The 15297-nt window shown below is 74.3% G+C and carries 12 protein-coding genes; 6 read left to right on the top strand and 6 right to left on the bottom strand.

What is annotated here, in order from left to right; all coding sequences use genetic code 11:
- Window positions 1-90: 90 nt before the first annotated feature.
- The 3 genes from BM165_RS20660 to BM165_RS20650 all read left to right on the top strand — a co-directional run bounded on the left by BM165_RS20660 (window position 91) and on the right by BM165_RS20650 (window position 4255).
- Window positions 91-1632 carry an APC family permease gene (locus BM165_RS20660; RefSeq protein ID WP_208976823.1) on the top strand — a complete coding sequence of 514 codons (1542 nt, stop codon included), beginning with the start codon at window positions 91-93 and terminating at the stop codon, window positions 1630-1632.
- On the top strand, window positions 1629-2675 hold the full coding sequence (locus BM165_RS20655; protein ID WP_075015416.1) for an LLM class flavin-dependent oxidoreductase: 1047 nt from the start codon (window positions 1629-1631) through the stop codon (window positions 2673-2675). The genes BM165_RS20660 and BM165_RS20655 overlap by 4 nt, the downstream gene beginning before the upstream one ends.
- A gap of 140 nt (window positions 2676-2815) precedes the next feature.
- The gene (locus BM165_RS20650; RefSeq protein WP_177225266.1) at window positions 2816-4255 is read left to right on the top strand and encodes an aldehyde dehydrogenase family protein; all 1440 of its coding nucleotides are present in this window, start codon (window positions 2816-2818) and stop codon (window positions 4253-4255) included.
- A 60-nt stretch (window positions 4256-4315) separates the two neighbouring features.
- On the opposite strand, the gene gabT is transcribed toward BM165_RS20650, so the two are convergent.
- Window positions 4316-5668 (bottom strand): 4-aminobutyrate--2-oxoglutarate transaminase, encoded by a 1353-nt coding sequence (gene gabT, locus BM165_RS20645; protein WP_075015415.1) that lies wholly within the window; start codon window positions 5666-5668, stop codon window positions 4316-4318.
- A gap of 152 nt (window positions 5669-5820) precedes the next feature.
- On the opposite strand from gabT, the gene BM165_RS20640 reads away from it, so the two are divergent.
- On the top strand, window positions 5821-7329 hold the full coding sequence (locus tag BM165_RS20640; RefSeq protein ID WP_075015414.1) for a PucR family transcriptional regulator: 1509 nt from the start codon (window positions 5821-5823) through the stop codon (window positions 7327-7329).
- Between the two features lie 93 nt (window positions 7330-7422).
- Complete coding sequence (locus tag BM165_RS20635) at window positions 7423-7920, top strand: Lrp/AsnC family transcriptional regulator (RefSeq protein ID WP_075015413.1); 498 nt, start codon at window positions 7423-7425, stop codon at window positions 7918-7920.
- Here BM165_RS20635 and BM165_RS20630 read toward each other — a convergent pair.
- The 3 genes from BM165_RS20630 to speB form a co-directional block, all read right to left on the bottom strand.
- A complete protein-coding gene (locus BM165_RS20630; protein WP_075015412.1) occupies window positions 7866-8291 on the bottom strand; it encodes a hypothetical protein in 426 nt (141 codons plus the stop codon). The genes BM165_RS20635 and BM165_RS20630 overlap by 55 nt on opposite strands.
- A gap of 179 nt (window positions 8292-8470) precedes the next feature.
- Complete coding sequence (locus tag BM165_RS20625) at window positions 8471-10366, bottom strand: primary-amine oxidase (protein WP_075015411.1); 1896 nt, start codon at window positions 10364-10366, stop codon at window positions 8471-8473.
- On the bottom strand, window positions 10363-11403 hold the full coding sequence (gene speB / locus BM165_RS20620) for an agmatinase (protein ID WP_075015410.1): 1041 nt from the start codon (window positions 11401-11403) through the stop codon (window positions 10363-10365). The genes BM165_RS20625 and speB overlap by 4 nt, the downstream gene beginning before the upstream one ends.
- 334 nt (window positions 11404-11737) lie before the next feature.
- On the opposite strand from speB, the gene BM165_RS20615 reads away from it, so the two are divergent.
- On the top strand, window positions 11738-13267 hold the full coding sequence (locus tag BM165_RS20615; RefSeq protein ID WP_075015409.1) for an APC family permease: 1530 nt from the start codon (window positions 11738-11740) through the stop codon (window positions 13265-13267).
- Window positions 13268-13358: 91 nt separating this feature from the next.
- Here BM165_RS20615 and BM165_RS20610 read toward each other — a convergent pair whose 3' ends face one another.
- Entirely contained in the window at window positions 13359-14102 is a 744-nt protein-coding gene (locus BM165_RS20610; protein WP_280140741.1) for an endonuclease domain-containing protein, read from the bottom strand.
- A gap of 313 nt (window positions 14103-14415) precedes the next feature.
- A complete protein-coding gene (locus BM165_RS20605; protein WP_075015407.1) occupies window positions 14416-15273 on the bottom strand; it encodes an aldo/keto reductase in 858 nt (285 codons plus the stop codon).
- Between the last annotated feature and the right edge of the window lie 24 nt (window positions 15274-15297).

Here is a 15297-nt window from a genome sequence, read left to right as displayed (position 1 = left end):
ACCTCTGGCTCTATAGGTTTCCCGCGTCCCTGTGGCCTGGGGCACAGCGGCCCACGCCGTTGCGCCCCCCACCTGCGAGGAGACCGCCCGGTGACCGCACCAGGAGCACCCGTCGGCAGGACCGACGACGACGCCCAGCTCGCCGCCCTGGGGTACTCCCGGGAGTTCGACCGGAGCATGGGCCTGTGGGCCAACACCGCCCTCGGCTTCACCTATCTGTCGCCGCTGGTCGGCGTGTACTCGCTGTTCGCCTACAGCCTCTCCATCGGCGGGCCCCCGGCGATCTGGTGGATCGTCATCGTGGGCGTCGGCCAGCTGCTCGTGGCGCTCGTCTTCGGCGAGGTCGTCTCGCAGTACCCGCTGGCCGGCGGCATCTACCCGTGGACCCGGCGGCTGTGGAACCGGCGCTACGCCTGGATCGTCTCCTGGGTCTACATCTGGGCGATCATCGTGACCGTCACGGCCGTCGCCCAGTTCGGCGGCGGCTTCGTCGCCGCGCTGTTCGGGATGGCGGCCACCCCCGGCGTCCTCCTCGCCACGGCGGTGGCGCTGCTGGTGATCGCCTTCCTGGTCAACTACAGCGGCACCCGCACGCTCGCCCGGATCGCGAAGATCGGCCTGGCCGCCGAGCTCGTCGGCGTCGTCGCGCTGGGGCTCTACCTGCTGCTGTTCCGCCGGGAGCAGCCGTTCTCGGTCTTCTTCGACACCCTGGGCGCCGGTGGCGGCGAGGGCTACGTCGGCACCTTCCTCGCCGCGGCGCTGTCCGGGCTGTTCCTCTTCTACGGCTTCGAGGCCTGCGGTGACGTCGCCGAGGAGGTCGCCGACCCGGCCCGCCGCATCCCGCGGGCGATGGTGCTGACGATCGTCGTCGGCGGGGTCTCGGGCTTCCTGTCCTACGCCGGGTACGTGCTCGCCGCCCCCGACGCGCAGCTGCAGGCGATCATGGCCGGCGAGGACGTCGACCCGATCCCCACGATCCTCGAGAGCGCGCTCGGGACCGTCGGCTCGAAGGTCTTCCTCGTCGTCACCGTCGTCGCCTTCGTCTCCTGCGTCCTGTCGCTGCAGGCCGCCGGCAGCCGGCTGCTCTACGCCTTCGCCCGCGACCGGATGCTCCCGGCCAGTGGCTGGCTGTCGCACGTGTCGATCCGCCAGTCGGTGCCGACCAACGCCCTGCTCGTCGTCTGCGCCGTCCCCGTGCTCATCTGCCTGTTCGTCTTCTGGCGTCCGGACTCCCTCGCCCGCGTCACCGCCTTCGCCGTCCTCGGCATCTACGTCGCCTTCCAGGCCGTGGTGCTCGCGGCGCTGCGGCAGCGGCTGCGCGGCTGGCGCCCGGCGGGGGTGTGGAACCTCGGCCCGGCCGGCCTGGTGGTCAACGTGCTGGCGCTGGCCTACGGCGTGTTCGCCATCGTGCTGCTGCTGCGCCCGGCACCGGGCACCGGGACCTTCCTCGACCGGTGGATCGTCGCCATCGGCCTGGCGGTCGTCGCCGGCACCGGGCTGCTGTACCTGGTCGCCGCCCGGCCCGACCGGCACTCCGCGCACGTCCCCGAGGGCGACGCCCGCGAGGTGGCCGCACAGCTCCAGCAGATCCGGCGGGACGCCGGCGTCCCGGTGAGTGAGGAGATCCGATGAAGTTCAGCTACGCGATGCTGCCCGACTACCCGCTCGAGGAGTCGCTGCGGGCGATCGAGCTGGCCGACCAGCTCGGTTTCCACGCGGTGTACGCCGCCGACGAGACCTGGCACAAGGACCTGTGGCTGCTGTTCGCGGCCGCGGCCGCGCGCACCTCACGGGTGCGGATGGGCCCGAGCGTCTCGGCGGTCACCCTGCGCGAGCCCACCCTGATCGCCCAGGCCGCGGCCACCCTCGACGAGCTCACCGGGGGCCGGGCGGAGGTCGTGCTCTCCAGCGGCAACTTCGGCCTGCTGGCCCAGTACAAGACGGACTGGAGGACGACGAAGCCGCTGTCGCGGGTGGTCGAGGGCGTGAAGGTCATGCGCACGTTCCTCGACGACGGCGCCATCACCTTCGACGGCGAGTTCTTCTCCTACGACGGGCTGTTCACCTTCGCCCGGCCGGTGCAGGAGCGGCTGCCGGTGAAGATGGGCGCGATGCGCGGGCCGAAGTCGTTCCAGGCGGCGGCCGAGCACTCCGACGGCTGCCACCACGCGCTCAGCTACACCCGCGAGGCCTACGAGTACGCCGCCGAGAACCTGCGGATCGGCGCCGAGCGGGCCGGCAAGGACTGGACGACGCTGGACTTCGGCGCCTGGGTGGTCGTCTCCGTCGGCCGCGACTCCGCCGCCGCCAAGGACGCCGCCCGCAGCATGGTCGGCATCTACGCCTCCTCCATGCCCGCCGAGCAGCTCGAGCGCAACGGCGTGGACCCGGAGAGCCTGCAGCCGATCATCGCCGCGATCGCCGGTGGGGACCTCGCGAAGGGCATCGAGCTCACCACCCCGGAGATCGCCGACAAGCTGTCGTTCTCCGGCACTCCCGAGGAGGTCACGGCGAAGATCAAGGAGATCGAGCCCACGGGGGTCAACCACCTCGTCGCCGCGATCACCGACGCCTCGCTGGTCAAGGCGTTCACCGGCCGCGAGATCGCCGGGGTGGCGACGGTCGACGAGCAGCTGCAGCTCATCCACGACGAGGTCATGCCCGCCTTCAGCTGACGCGGGCGGCACGGGCCCGGCGCGCCGGGCCCGTGCCATCCCGGCGTACCCGAGCCGTGGCGGTGGCCGGATCGGCCGTCCCGGGACGGTGCCCTCCTCCGGCACGCTCGCAGCAGCCGCAGCCACCCCGAGGAGGACCCGTGACCACGACGCCCCACTGGATCGCCGGACGCCCCGGCCACGGCAGCGAGGTGCTCGAGGTCCGCTCCCCGCACGACGGGTCGCTCGCCGGCCGGACCACGACCGCCACCGCCGACGACGTCGAGGCCGCCGTCGACGCGGCCGCGCGGGTGCGCCGCGAGTTCGCCGCCACCCCCGCGCACGTACGGGCCGCGGCGCTGGACTCCGTCTCGCGCCGCCTCGCCGAGCGGAGCGAGGAGGTCGCCGCGCTGATCACCGCCGAGTCGGGGAAACCGCTGAAGTGGGCCCGGCTGGAGGTGGCCCGCGCGGTGTCGACCTTCCGGTGGGGTGCCGAGGAGGCCCGCCGCTGGTCGGGCACGCTGCAGCGGCTGGACACCGACCCCGCCGCCACCGGCCGCATGGCCCTGGTGCGGCGGGTGCCCCGCGGGCCGGTGCTCGGCATCGCGCCGTTCAACTTCCCGCTCAACCTCGTCGCCCACAAGGTCGCCCCGGCCATCGCCGTCGGCGCCCCGATCGTGCTCAAGCCCGCCCCGGCCACGCCGCTGACCGCGCTGCTGCTCGGCGAGCTGCTCGCCGAGACCGACCTGCCGGCCGGCTCGTGGTCGGTGCTGCCGGTGCCGAACGAGGTCGCCGCCGGCCTGGTCCGCGACCCCCGCCTGCCGGTCGTGTCGTTCACCGGCTCGGTGCCCGTGGGCTGGTCCATCCGCGAGTCCGCGCCCCGCAAGCACGTCACCCTGGAGCTCGGCGGCAACGCCGCGGCCGTCGTCGGCCCCGACCAGGACGACGAGACGTCGCTGTCGTGGGCGGCGTCGCGGATCGCGACCTTCGCCATGTACCAGGCCGGTCAGTCCTGCATCTCGGTGCAGCGGGTGTTCGCCCACCGCGCCGTCGCCGAGGCGCTGACCGGCCGCGTGGTCGAGGCGGTGCAGAAGCTCGCCACCGGTGACCCCACCGACCCGGCCACCGACGTCGGCCCGCTCATCGACGAGGCCGCCGCCCGCCGGGTGGAGACCTGGGTGGACGAGGCCGTCGCCGCGGGCGCCCGGCTGCTCACCGGCGGCGTCCGCGAGGGCGCCACGTACACGCCCACCGTGCTCACCGGCGTCCCGGCGACGGAGAAGCTGGCCTGCGAGGAGGTCTTCGGCCCGGTCGTGGTCATCGACGCCGTCGACTCCCTCGACGAGGCCTTCGACCGGGTCAACGACAGTCGCTTCGGGCTGCAGGCCGGCGTCTTCACCCGCGACCTGCAGGTGGCGTTCCGGGCCGCGCAGGTGCTCGACGTCGGCGGCGTCGTCGTCGGCGACGTGCCCAGCTTCCGCGCCGACCAGATGCCCTACGGCGGTGTGAAGGACTCCGGCACCGGCCGCGAGGGCGTCCACGCGGCGATGGAGGACCTCACCGAGGAGCGCGTGCTGGTGCTCACCGGCATCGACCTGTAGTCCCCGGACGCACGAGGCCCCGGCCCCCTGCGGGGACCGGGGCCTCGCCGTGCGGGCGTGTCAGCCGGCGTGCGCGGCGAAGGCGGCGTCGAGCACGTCGAGACCCTCGGTGAGCAGGTCCTGGCCGATGACCAGCGGCGGCAGGAAGCGCAGCACGTTGCCGAAGGTGCCGGCGGTGAGGACGACGACGCCCTCGGCGTGGCAGGCGCGGGCGATCCGGCCGGTCAGCCCGGGATCGGGCTCGGTGGTGCCCGGCTCGACGATCTCCATGGCGATCATGGCACCGCGGCCGCGGACGTCGCCGATGGCCGGCGTGCGCTCCTGCAGCGCGCGCAGGCGGGGCAGCATCGTGTCGCCGATGGCGCGGGCGGCGCCGGTGAGGTCCAGCTCGCGCATCGTCTCGATCGAGGCCAGCGCGGCGGCGCAGGCCACCGGGTTGCCGCCGTAGGTTCCGCCGAGGCCGCCGGTGTGGACGGCGTCCATGAGCTCGGCGCGGCCGGTCACGGCGGCCAAGGGCATGCCACCGGCCATGCCCTTGGCCAGGGTGACCAGGTCGGGGACGACGCCCTCGTGCTCGGCGGCGAACCAGTCCCCGGTGCGGCAGAAGCCGGTCTGCACCTCGTCGGCGATGAACACCGCACCGGAGGCGCGGCACCACTCGGCCAGCGCCGGCAGGAAGCCGGGGGCCGGGACGACGAAGCCGCCCTCGCCCTGGATCGGCTCGATGAGCACTGCGGCCACGTTGGCGCCGCCGACCTGCGTCTCGATCTGGGCGATCGCGCGGGCGGCGGCCTCGGCGCCGCTCAGGCCCGGCTCGTCACGGAAGGGGTAGGACATCGGCACGCGGTAGACCTCGGGCGCGAACGGCCCGAAGCGGTGCTTGTACGGCATGTTCTTCGCCGTCAGGGCCATCGTGAGGTTGGTCCGGCCGTGGTAGGCGTGGTCGAAGACGACGACGGCCTGGCGACCGGTGGCGTGACGGGCGATCTTGACGGCGTTCTCGACCGCCTCGGAGCCGGTGTTGAACAGCGCCGAGCGCTTCTCGTGGTCGCCGGGGGTGACCCGCGCGAGCTCCTCGCAGACGGCGACGTACCCCTCGTAGGGCGTGACCATGAAGCAGGTGTGGGTGAAGGCCGCGACCTGCTCCTGGACGGCGGCCACCACGCGCGGCGCGGCGTTGCCGACGTTGACCACGGCGATGCCCGAGCCGAGGTCGATGAGCGAGTTGCCGTCGACGTCGACGACCACGCCACCCCCTGCGCGCTCGACGAAGACGGGCAGGACGGTGCCGACGCCGGCCGAGACGGTGGCCGACCGGCGGGCCATGAGCTCCACCGACCGGGGGCCGGGGACCGCGGTGACCAGCCGCCGCTCCTGCGGCAGCGTGGTGGTGGGCTCGAGCAGGTCGGTCACGGGAGCTCCTCGGGTTGGGCAGGTGGTGCCGGCGGTTGCCCCCGTCGGGGGCAGGCACGCGCCTCGAGTGTGGGACGGCCGCCACACCGGCGGTACCGTCCGGACAGGCGCGTGACCCACGCGCGGATGTCCACTCCGTCACCGGAGGTGCCGTGCCGGTCACCGTCGCCGACCTCGTCGCCGACCCGGCGCTCGACCTCGTGCTGCACACGCCGGGCCGCGGGGTGGACCGGCCGGTGTCCTGGGTGCACGTCAGCGAGCTCACCGACCCGACCCCGTTCCTCGAGGGCGGGGAGCTGCTGCTGACCACCGGGCTGGCGCTGCGCGGGGAGCCGGTCGGGGAGTACGTGGCGCGGCTGGCCGCGGCCGGCGTCGTCGGGCTGGGTCTGGGCACCGGCCTCGGCGTCGACACCGTCCCCGCCGACCTGGTGGCCGTCGCGCAGCGCGCCGGGCTCGCCCTGCTGGAGGTGCCGCGGCGGACCCCGTTCATCGCGCTGTCCCGCAACGTCTCGGCCGCGCTGGCCGCCGACGAGTACGCCGCGCTGGCCCGGGCGGCGACCGCGCAGCAGGAGCTGACCCGCGCGGCACTGGCTCCGGGCTCGCCGGCCCCGCTGCTGCAGCGGCTGGCCCGGCAGGTCGGCGGCTGGGTGCTGCTGCTCGACACCGCCGGCGCCGTGCTCGAGGCCGTGCCGGCGACGGCGGCCGGCCACGCGGAGGTGCTGCGGCCGGAGCTGGACCGGCTGCGGTCGGTGCGGGCGCCGGCGAGCGCGGCGCTGTCCGCGCCGGGGGAGACGGTGCTGCTGCAGTCCCTGGGCAACGAGCGGCGCACCCGCGGCTTCCTCGTCGTCGGCCGGCCCGGGCCCGTGCACGCCGCCGACCGGAGCGTGGTGAACGCCGCCGTCGGCCTGCTGACCCTGCGCCTCGAGCAGTCCCGCGGGCTCGACAGCGCGATGGCCGCGCTGCGGGCGGCCCTGCTGCGGATGCTCCTGGCCGGGGAGGAGGCCGCCGTCGGAGAGGCGGTCGCCGCGCTGGGGGAGCGGCTGCCGGCCGAGCCGCTGCAGGTCCTGGTGGTCCTCGGCGCGGTCGGTCAGCGTGCGGCCGCCGTCGACGTCGCCGCCGACGCGGCCGCCGTCACCGGTTCGCCCTCCTTCTCCGCCGAGCTCGACGACGACGCGCTGGTGCTGCTCGTCGCCTCCGACGGGCCGTTGCCCGAGCGGCTCGTGACGCTGCCGGACAGGGTGCCGCAGACCGCGGTGGGCGTCGCCGGCCCGGTGCCCTGGGGCCGGCTGGCCGACGGCGTGCGCCAGGCCCGGCAGGCGGCCGAGCACAGTCGGGCACGCGGCGGCGGGCTGGCGGGCTTCGCCGAGCTGGCCGGGCGGGGGTTGCCGGCCCTGCTCGACCCGGCCGCCACCCGCGCGTTCGCCGACGCGCTGCTGGCGCCGCTGGTGGCCGCCGACCGCGCGGGCGCCGGCGACCTGGTCGACTCCCTGCGTGCGTGGCTGTCCCACCACGGGCAGTGGGAACCGGCCGCGGCCGCCCTCGGTGTGCACCGGCACACGCTGCGCAAGCGCATGAAGCGGGCCGGCGACCTGCTCGGCCGCGACCTCGACGAGCCGGGGACCCGCGCGGAGCTGTGGCTGGCCCTGCACCCGCCCGCCTAACCGGAGGCGAGCTGACCCGGAGGGGTGGTGGACGGGGGAGGGGAGCCGCCTGCGTCGCTACGCTGCGGGGGCAGCGACGGCCGGGAGGGGGCGGTGGCGATCCGGGAGCGTGAGTTCGTCCTGGACGACGTCTCCAGGGCGATCGTCGAGCAGCTCCAGCAGGACGGACGGCGGCCCTACGCCCGGATCGCACACGCCGTCGGGCTGTCCGAGGCCGCCGTCCGCCAGCGCGTGCAGCGGCTGCTCGACGCCGGCGTCATGCAGGTGGTGGCCGTGACCGACCCGCTGCAGGTGGGCTTCTCCCGCCAGGCGATGGTCACGGTGCGGACCTCCGGTGACCCGCGCGCGGCCGGTGACGCGATCGCCGCGCTCCCCGAGGTCATCTACGTGGTGGTCACCGCCGGCCCGGCCGACCTGCTCGTCGAGGTGGTCGCCGAGGACGACGACCAGCTGCTCGGCACGGTGGCCCGCATCCGGGCCGTCGAGGGCGTGACGTCCACCGAGACCCACCTCTACCTGGGGCTGCGCAAACAGACCTACGCCTGGGGCACCCGGCGCCCCGAGCTGCCGCCCGCGGCCGCCGGCATCTGACCCGGGCTCTGGCCCGGGCCCTGACCCGGGCTCTGACCTGGGCTGGGGCGCAGCGGGACGTCGGCGTCCAGAGCCCAGCGCACCACCCCGAGCAGGACGCCGAGACCGGCCAGGAGCAGCAGCGCGGACGGAGCCCACGCCGCCGGGTCGGTGGTCCCCGTCCCCGCGTGGCCGTGCGACGCGCCGCCCAGTAGTCCGTGCAGGGGCATCAGCGCCGCCACCGCCACGTGCCCCGTCCACGCGGCGTGGCCCGGCCGGCGCCACAGGTGCACCGCACAGAACAGGCAGGACAGTCCGATCGCGGGCTGCAGCGCGGCGTGCGGGCCGGTGCTGAGCAGGGGCAGGTGCAGCAGCGCGGACGCCGTCGCCACCCCCGCCGCGACGGCGGCCAGCAGGTGCGGCCCGTCCGGGCCGGCCGGCGGCCGCTGGCGGGGCTGGGCCCGGCGGCCCCGCCGCAGGGTCCCGCCGGGAGCCCCGTGAGGTGCTGGAACGGCCCCCTCCCTGGGCGCTGCCACGGGGGACGAGTGGGAGGGAGGGAAGGGGCCTGTCCTCAGTGGCAGTGCCTCGCCGCGGAGGGCGGCAGGTCGAGGGCCGGGTTGCGGTCGAAGAAGCCGACCGGCCGCAGCTGGAAGGACACGGTGTCGACCGGCATGACCGGCCAGTCCTCCGGCCGGGTGACGTGGTGGAGGCCGAAGACGTGCCACAGCACGACGTCGGTGTCGAGCAGGGACCGGTCCGCCTCGATCCAGCGGGGCAGCCCGGCGTCGCGCCGGCTCTGGTTGCAGAACTCCCCGGAGGGCCAGCGCTCGTCCTCGGCGTACCGGGTCACCCAGAGCGGGTGCGCGACGACGCCGGCCCGCTGCAGGATCGGCGAGGACGGGTCGGCCAGCACCGGGATGCCCGCGCCGGACACCAGCTTGTAGCCAGGGGGCGTGCCCAGCCGGGTGGGCTTGGTCCGGTTGACCACCTTCCAGCTGCGCTGGGTGGCCCAGTCGGGGTCCTGGCCGCCGTCGGACTCGCTCTCCATCGCCCGGGTGCGCTGCACCACCGCCAGGCCGTAGGGGTTCTCCGGGGAGACGGGCGCCGGCTCGCTCTCGCTGACCAGCACCGTGTTCTCCGGGCCGTCGACCTCCATGTCGAGGCGGGCGACGATGAAGTGCTGGTGGAACGGCGCGTAGGTCTGCGTGTCGACCACCGTGCCGTGCGGCGGCGGGGTGTCGGAGTAGGACGTCGTCACCATGATCCCGGTGGCGCGGACCTCGCACTCGATCGTGCCGTCCTGGTAGAAGCGCCAGTAGGTCAGGTACTCGTAGTTGGCCACCGTGGCGTGGAAGGAGACGACCATCCGCCGCGACCGGCGGACCTCGGTGCCGGCCTTCTCGTCGACGTGCTTCCACAGCACGCCGTCGTCCTCCTCGTGGAGGCAGATGGCGTTCCTGATCGTGTACGGCTCGCCGCGGGTGTCGTGCAGGACGGCGTCGACGTAGGTGATCTCGCCGAGGCAGTCGCAGCCGAGCTCCAGCGACGTCGTCATGAAGCCCAGTCCCCACTCGCCGATGTCGAAGGCGGTGCGGCGGTAGTGGTCGGGGCCGGGGTCGCGGTAGGGCACGACCATCTCGGCGAAGGACATCCGGTGCGCGATCGACCGGGTGCCGGTGCCGTCGTCGTAGCCGACGCGGTGCAGCACCAGGCCCTCGCGGTGGTTGAAGCCCAGCCGCAGCGTCCAGTTCTGCCAGCGCAGCTCGCAGCCGTCGAGGGTGAAGGAGACCCCCTCCGGCTGGGTGATCTCCAGCGGCCTGAGGTCGCTGCGCTGCACCAGCCCGGGCACCAGCGAGGGCGCGTACTCGCCCATGGCCAGGTTCGGGCCGGGCGGCGGGGTGTCCTCGACCCGCAGCAGCTCCATCGTGTTGAGGTCGACCACGAAGTGCAGCCCGTTGACCGGGTTGGCGTAGGGGTTGCCGCCGGGTACCGAGCGGCGCCACACGTCGGTCCAGCCCACCCGCCGGTCCTGCAGGCCCTCGGGGATGAGGGAGTGGCCGTAGGCCCAGGTGTCGATGAGCACGAGGTCGAGGTCGGTGATGCCGCGCTCGGCGAGCGCCTCGATCACGGTCGGGTGCTGGATGAGCACGTCGTGGGCCTCGTGCCACTCGTCGAGGGTCATGTTGGGCTGCTCGCCGGGGACGGCCTCCCAGGACAGCAGCGCGTCGTCGGTCAGCGACACCAGGGCCTTGTAGGCGGTGCCCTCCTCGCGGCTCCAGCAGGTGACCCGCGCCTCGCGCCGGATGGGGTCACCGGGGGTGAACGCGCGGACGACGTCCTTGGCCGGCTCCTTCAGCTCGATGGAGGCGTAGCGCCAGCGCTCGTCGACGCCCTTCTCGCGGCGGAGGAGGGCGGCGGCGGCGCGGAACTCGTCGGCGTTCAGCGGGTCGAGCGGGTGGGCGGTCATGCGGAGCTCTCCGGGGTGGGGTCGGGGCGGTCGGCGAGGAGGGGGAGCGCGGGGTCCCAGCGGGTTCCGTCGCGGGCGTCGCGGCGGCGCCGGGCGATGGCCGAGAGGGCCTCCAGCACCACCCGGTTGGCCAGCGCCGCGGTGATGTCGGCGTGGTCGTAGGGCGGGCTCACCTCGACGACGTCGACGCCGACGACCGGCAGCTCCAGGCAGATGCGGCGCACGGAGTCGAGCAGCTGGCGGGCCGTCAGCCCGCCCGGCTCGGGGGTGCCGGTGCCGGGCGCGTGCCCGGGGTCGCAGACGTCGATGTCGACGGAGAGGAAGACGCCGTCGCACTCGTCGGTGGCGATGCCGAAGGCCTCGGTGAGGCAGGCCTCCAGCCCGCGGGAGCCGATCTCGGTCATCTCGTAGGAGCGCATGCGCTGCTGCGCCATCCAGTCGAGCGTCGCCGGGGGCGGCCAGTAGCCACGGAGGCCGATCTGCAGGAACCGGTCGCCGCGCAGCGCGCCGGACTCGATGAGGCGGCGCATCGGCTGACCGTGGCCCCACAGCGAGCCGAACTCGATGTCGCCGGTGTCGGCGTGCGCGTCGAAGTGGATCATCGAGACGCGGCCGTGGCCGAGGACGTTGGCCACGCCCTTCGCGTCGGCGAAGGCGATCGAGTGGTCACCGCCGAGCACCACGGGGATCGCGCCGGCGCGGGCCACCCGCTCCACCGCCGCCTCGAGCGCCGGCAGGGCCGTCCCGATGTCGCCGGAGTACATCTCGACGTCGCCGGCGTCGACGACCCGCAGGTCGCGCAGGCCGTCGGTGCGCAGCGCCAGGCTCGGACGCGACCCGTCGTGCGGCAGGTAGTCGGTCGCCCGGATCGCCTGCGGGCCGAAGCGGGTGCCCGGGCGGTGCGACGTGCCCCCGTCGAAGGGTGCCCCGAGGACGACGACGTCGGCGCCGTCGTAGGTGGCGGGCTCGTCGAGGTCGCAGCGGTCGACGCCGAGGTAGGTGATGTCGGGCCCGTACTGGGCGCCATAGCGCGTCATGGTCTGGAAGTCCGATCCGTCGTGCGGTCGCCGTGGCCGCAGCGTACGGGCCCATCCTGACGACGGGATCAGCGGTGTCAAGGGATCGAGGCGACGGATTCCGCCGTCCGGGACGGCGCGTGCCGCGTGAAGCCGTTACGGCGGGTCGATCGGTGGGCTGTCGCCACGGGGGACCGGCGGGACCGCGCCGTGCCGGACCGTCGTCACCTCTGCGAGTGGGTGTACGCCGTGGAGTCTTCCGCTGGGGTGACGCCCAACTGATCGTCTCCGCTGTGACTCGGCGCACACGCCGGGTCCGCGCGTGCGCCGGCTCGGCGCGACGAGGAGGACGTGGATGACTCTGGACCAGCGGCCGGCACCCGGGCCGGCGGACCTCCGGGCCAAGGGCCTGTCGAGCAACTCGGTGGGGCTGCTCGCCAGCGTCGTCCTGGGGATCTCGAGCATCGCGCCGGTCTACGCCCTGACCGTGACGCTCGGCCCGACGGTGACCGAGGTCGGCCTGCAGATGCCGGCCGTCTTCCTGGTCGGTTTCATCCCGATGCTGCTCGTGGCCTACGGATACCGGGAGCTCAACCGCGTCGCGCCCGACTGCGGCACCTCGTTCACCTGGGCCACCAAGGCGTTCAACCCCTACCTCGGCTGGATGGCCGGCTGGGGCGCGCTGCTGGCCACGATCATCGTGCTCTCCAGCCTCGCCGGGGTCGCCGTCTCCTTCTTCTACCTGCTGCTCGGGGAGATCACCGGCTCCGAGGACGTCGGCGCGCTGGGCGACGACCGCCTCGTCAACGTGCTGACCTGCGTGGCCTTCGTGGCGCTGGCCACCTGGATCACCTACCGCGGCGTCGAGGCCACCAAGCGGCTGCAGTACACGCTGGTCGGCTTCCAGATGGCGGTGCTGCTGCTGTTCGTGGTGCTCGCGCTGGTCAGGTCCGGCTCGTCGCCCGGCGGCATCCCCTTCTCGTTCTCCTGGCTCGACCCGACGGCGATCAGCTCGTTCAGCGCGTTCACCGCGGGGCTGTCGCTGTCGCTGTTCATCTACTGGGGCTGGGACACATGTCTGACGGTCAACGAGGAGACGACGGGCTCCGCGCGGACCCCCGGCCGCGCCGCGCTGCTGGCCATCGCGGTCATCGTGGCCACCTACCTGGTCACGGCCATCGCCGTGCAGATGTACGCCGGTGTCGGCACGGAGGGCGAGGGGCTGGGCAACCCGGACACCGGGGACAACGTCTTCGCCGCGCTCGCGGGGCCGGTGCTGGGCTCCGGCCTGGCGTTCATCCTGTTCCTCGCGGTGCTGGCCAGCTCGGCGTCGTCGCTGCAGACCACGTTCCTCCCGCCCACCCGCACCCTGCTGGCGATGGCGACCTACGGCGCGCTGCCGGCACGCCTGGCCGACGTCCACCCGCGGTTCCGGGGCCCGTCGACGGCCACGCTCGTCGCCGGGGTCGCCACCGGCGCGTTCTACGTGGGGATGACGCTGATCAGCGAGAACGTCCTGATCGACACCATCTACGCGCTCGGCCTGATGATCTGCTTCTACTACGGGATCACCGCCTACGCCTGCGTCTGGTACTTCCGCCACGAGCTGCGGCGCAGCGTCAAGGACCTGTTCGTCAAGGGCGTCATGCCGCTGCTGGGCGCGCTGATGCTCACGGCGGTGTTCGTGCAGACGGCGATCGACACGCTCGACCCAGCCTACGGCAGCGGCTCGTCGGTGTTCGGGCTGGGCAGCGTGTTCGTCATCGGCATCGGCCTGCTGGTGCTCGGCGCGGTGCTGATGCTCGTGTGGCGGGCCCGGCACCCGGCGTTCTTCCGTGGTGAGACGCTGCGGCAGGACACCCCGTCCCTGGTCTTCGACGAGTGACGCCCGGCTGAGCGCCTCCCGTCCCGACCATCATCGGACGTGTGCACGGTCGCCCGGCGTGCCGGCGCGTGTCCGTGCACACGTCCGATGATCACGAGCGAACGGTGTCCGGGTGCCAGCCCCGGCTGACCAGCGCCGCCCGGGAGCGCTCCACCACCACGCCAGGCCCGCCCAGGTGCCGCGCGGCGAACCGGAGCACCAGCCACCCGCCGGCGGCCATGAGCGAGTAGCGGTCGACGTCGCGGCCGAACTGATCTGCCTCGGCGTGCTGGCGCCCCTCGTACTCGACGGCGATGCGGTGGCGCTCCCAGCCGAGGTCGGCGTGTGCCACCACGCGGCCCCGCCGGTCGAGGACCGGCACCTGCACCTCCGGGGCCGGCAGGTCGCTCGTCGCGAGCCAGTACCGCAGCAGGCTCTCGGGCCGGGACGTGGCCCGTCCGTCGAGGAGCGCCGCGCACTCCCGCGCCCGGACGATGCCGCGGACCCGTCCGCCGCGTGCCAGGCGCTCGGCCAGTGACGCCTCGCAGAGGCGCCGGGCCCGGAGCAGCGCGTCGCCGATCGCGAGGAGCTCGGCCGGCGGTGTCCGCAGTGCGAGGTCGAGGAGGGTCTGGGCGCCCGAGGTGACCCGCAGGCCGCCCACCTCGACGACGTCCTCCGGTCGCAGGTCACGCACTGCGACGACGAGTCCACGCCGCCGCGGCAGGACGGGCCGGGGCCGGAGCACGACCTGGACCTCAGGTGGAGGGTCAGTGTGCACCCCGAGCAGGGAGGCCGCGGTCTCCAGGCCGAAGGCGGCATCCCGCGGCAGGAGCCGTGTCCACGCACGGCAGCGCACGGAGAGCGACGAGGGCTGGGCGCGGGAGAGGTGCAGGCCGCGGGACAGCTGCTCGCCTCCCTCGGCGATCCGCCGCCGCGTCGCGCCGCGCCGCCGTGCGTCCGTCCACGTCCAGTTCGAGCCGAGGTCCAGGGGTTCCACCCGGCCACCGTCGGGTGCGCGGAGTCCGGTGCCCGGCGGCCGGTGTCATCTGTGGACGACGGCGACGGCTGTGCACTCGGGACCGTCTCGCCGCGATCGTCGGATGCGTGTACGCGTGCGCGGCGTGTCCTCCCGGTGTCGTGCACGCAGCCGATGGTCGGCGCGCCGGCCCTCAGCCGTCCAGGCGCGCCAGCTGCTCGGGTGTCAGCTGCAGCTCCGCCGCGGCCGCGGAGTCCTGGATCGACGCCGCCCGCGACGCCCCCGGGATGGGCAGCACGACGTCGGCCTGGGCGAGGTGCCAGGCCAGCGTCACCCGGTACACCGAGACACCGAGCTCCTGCGCCACCTCGGCGAACGCCGGCGCCGTCGAGTCGAGCGACCCCGCCGCGCCCACCCCGCCGAACGGGCTCCACGGGATGAAGGCCAGCCCGTGCCCGGCGCAGTGGGCGAGCTCGTCGGCGGAGAACCGCCAACCCGGCGCGAACTGGTTCTGCACGCTCACCAGCGCCGGTCCCACGATCGAGCGGGCGACGTCGATCTGCGCGACGTCGGCGTTGGAGATGCCGGCCCGCTGCACCAGGCCGTCGTCGACGAGCTGCCGCAGCGCGCCCATGGAGTCCTCCCACGGCGTCCGCGGGTCGGGCCGGTGGAACTGGTAGAGGCCGATGGCGTCGACGCCGAGCCGCCGCAGCGACGCCTCGCACGCCTGCCGCAGGTACCCGGGCGACCCGTCGAGCTCCCAGTCGCTGCCGCGGCGGGTGTGACCGCCCTTGGTCGCCACGAGCACGCCCGAGGTGTCGCCGCCGTAGGAGGCCAGCGCCGCGGCCACGAGCTCCTCGTTGTGGCCGAACTCCGACTCGTCGCGGGCGTAGGCGTCGGCGGTGTCGACGAGGGTCACGCCGGCGTCGAGGGCGGCGTGCACGGTGGCGACGGCGTCCTCCCGGGACGGCCGGTCGGTCTTGGTGGACAGGGGCATGGCCCCGAGCCCGATGGCACTGACGGTCAGGTCTCCGATGCGTCGCTGCTGCACGGGGCTGTCGTGCCCCGCGGGTAG

Origin of the sequence: Geodermatophilus obscurus (assembly GCF_900115395.1) — a bacterium.
Taxonomy (GTDB): Bacteria; Actinomycetota; Actinomycetes; order Mycobacteriales; family Geodermatophilaceae; genus Geodermatophilus; species Geodermatophilus obscurus_B.
The sequence above is the reverse complement of the archived record's forward strand: the minus strand, read 5'-3'. Positions and strand labels throughout refer to the sequence as shown.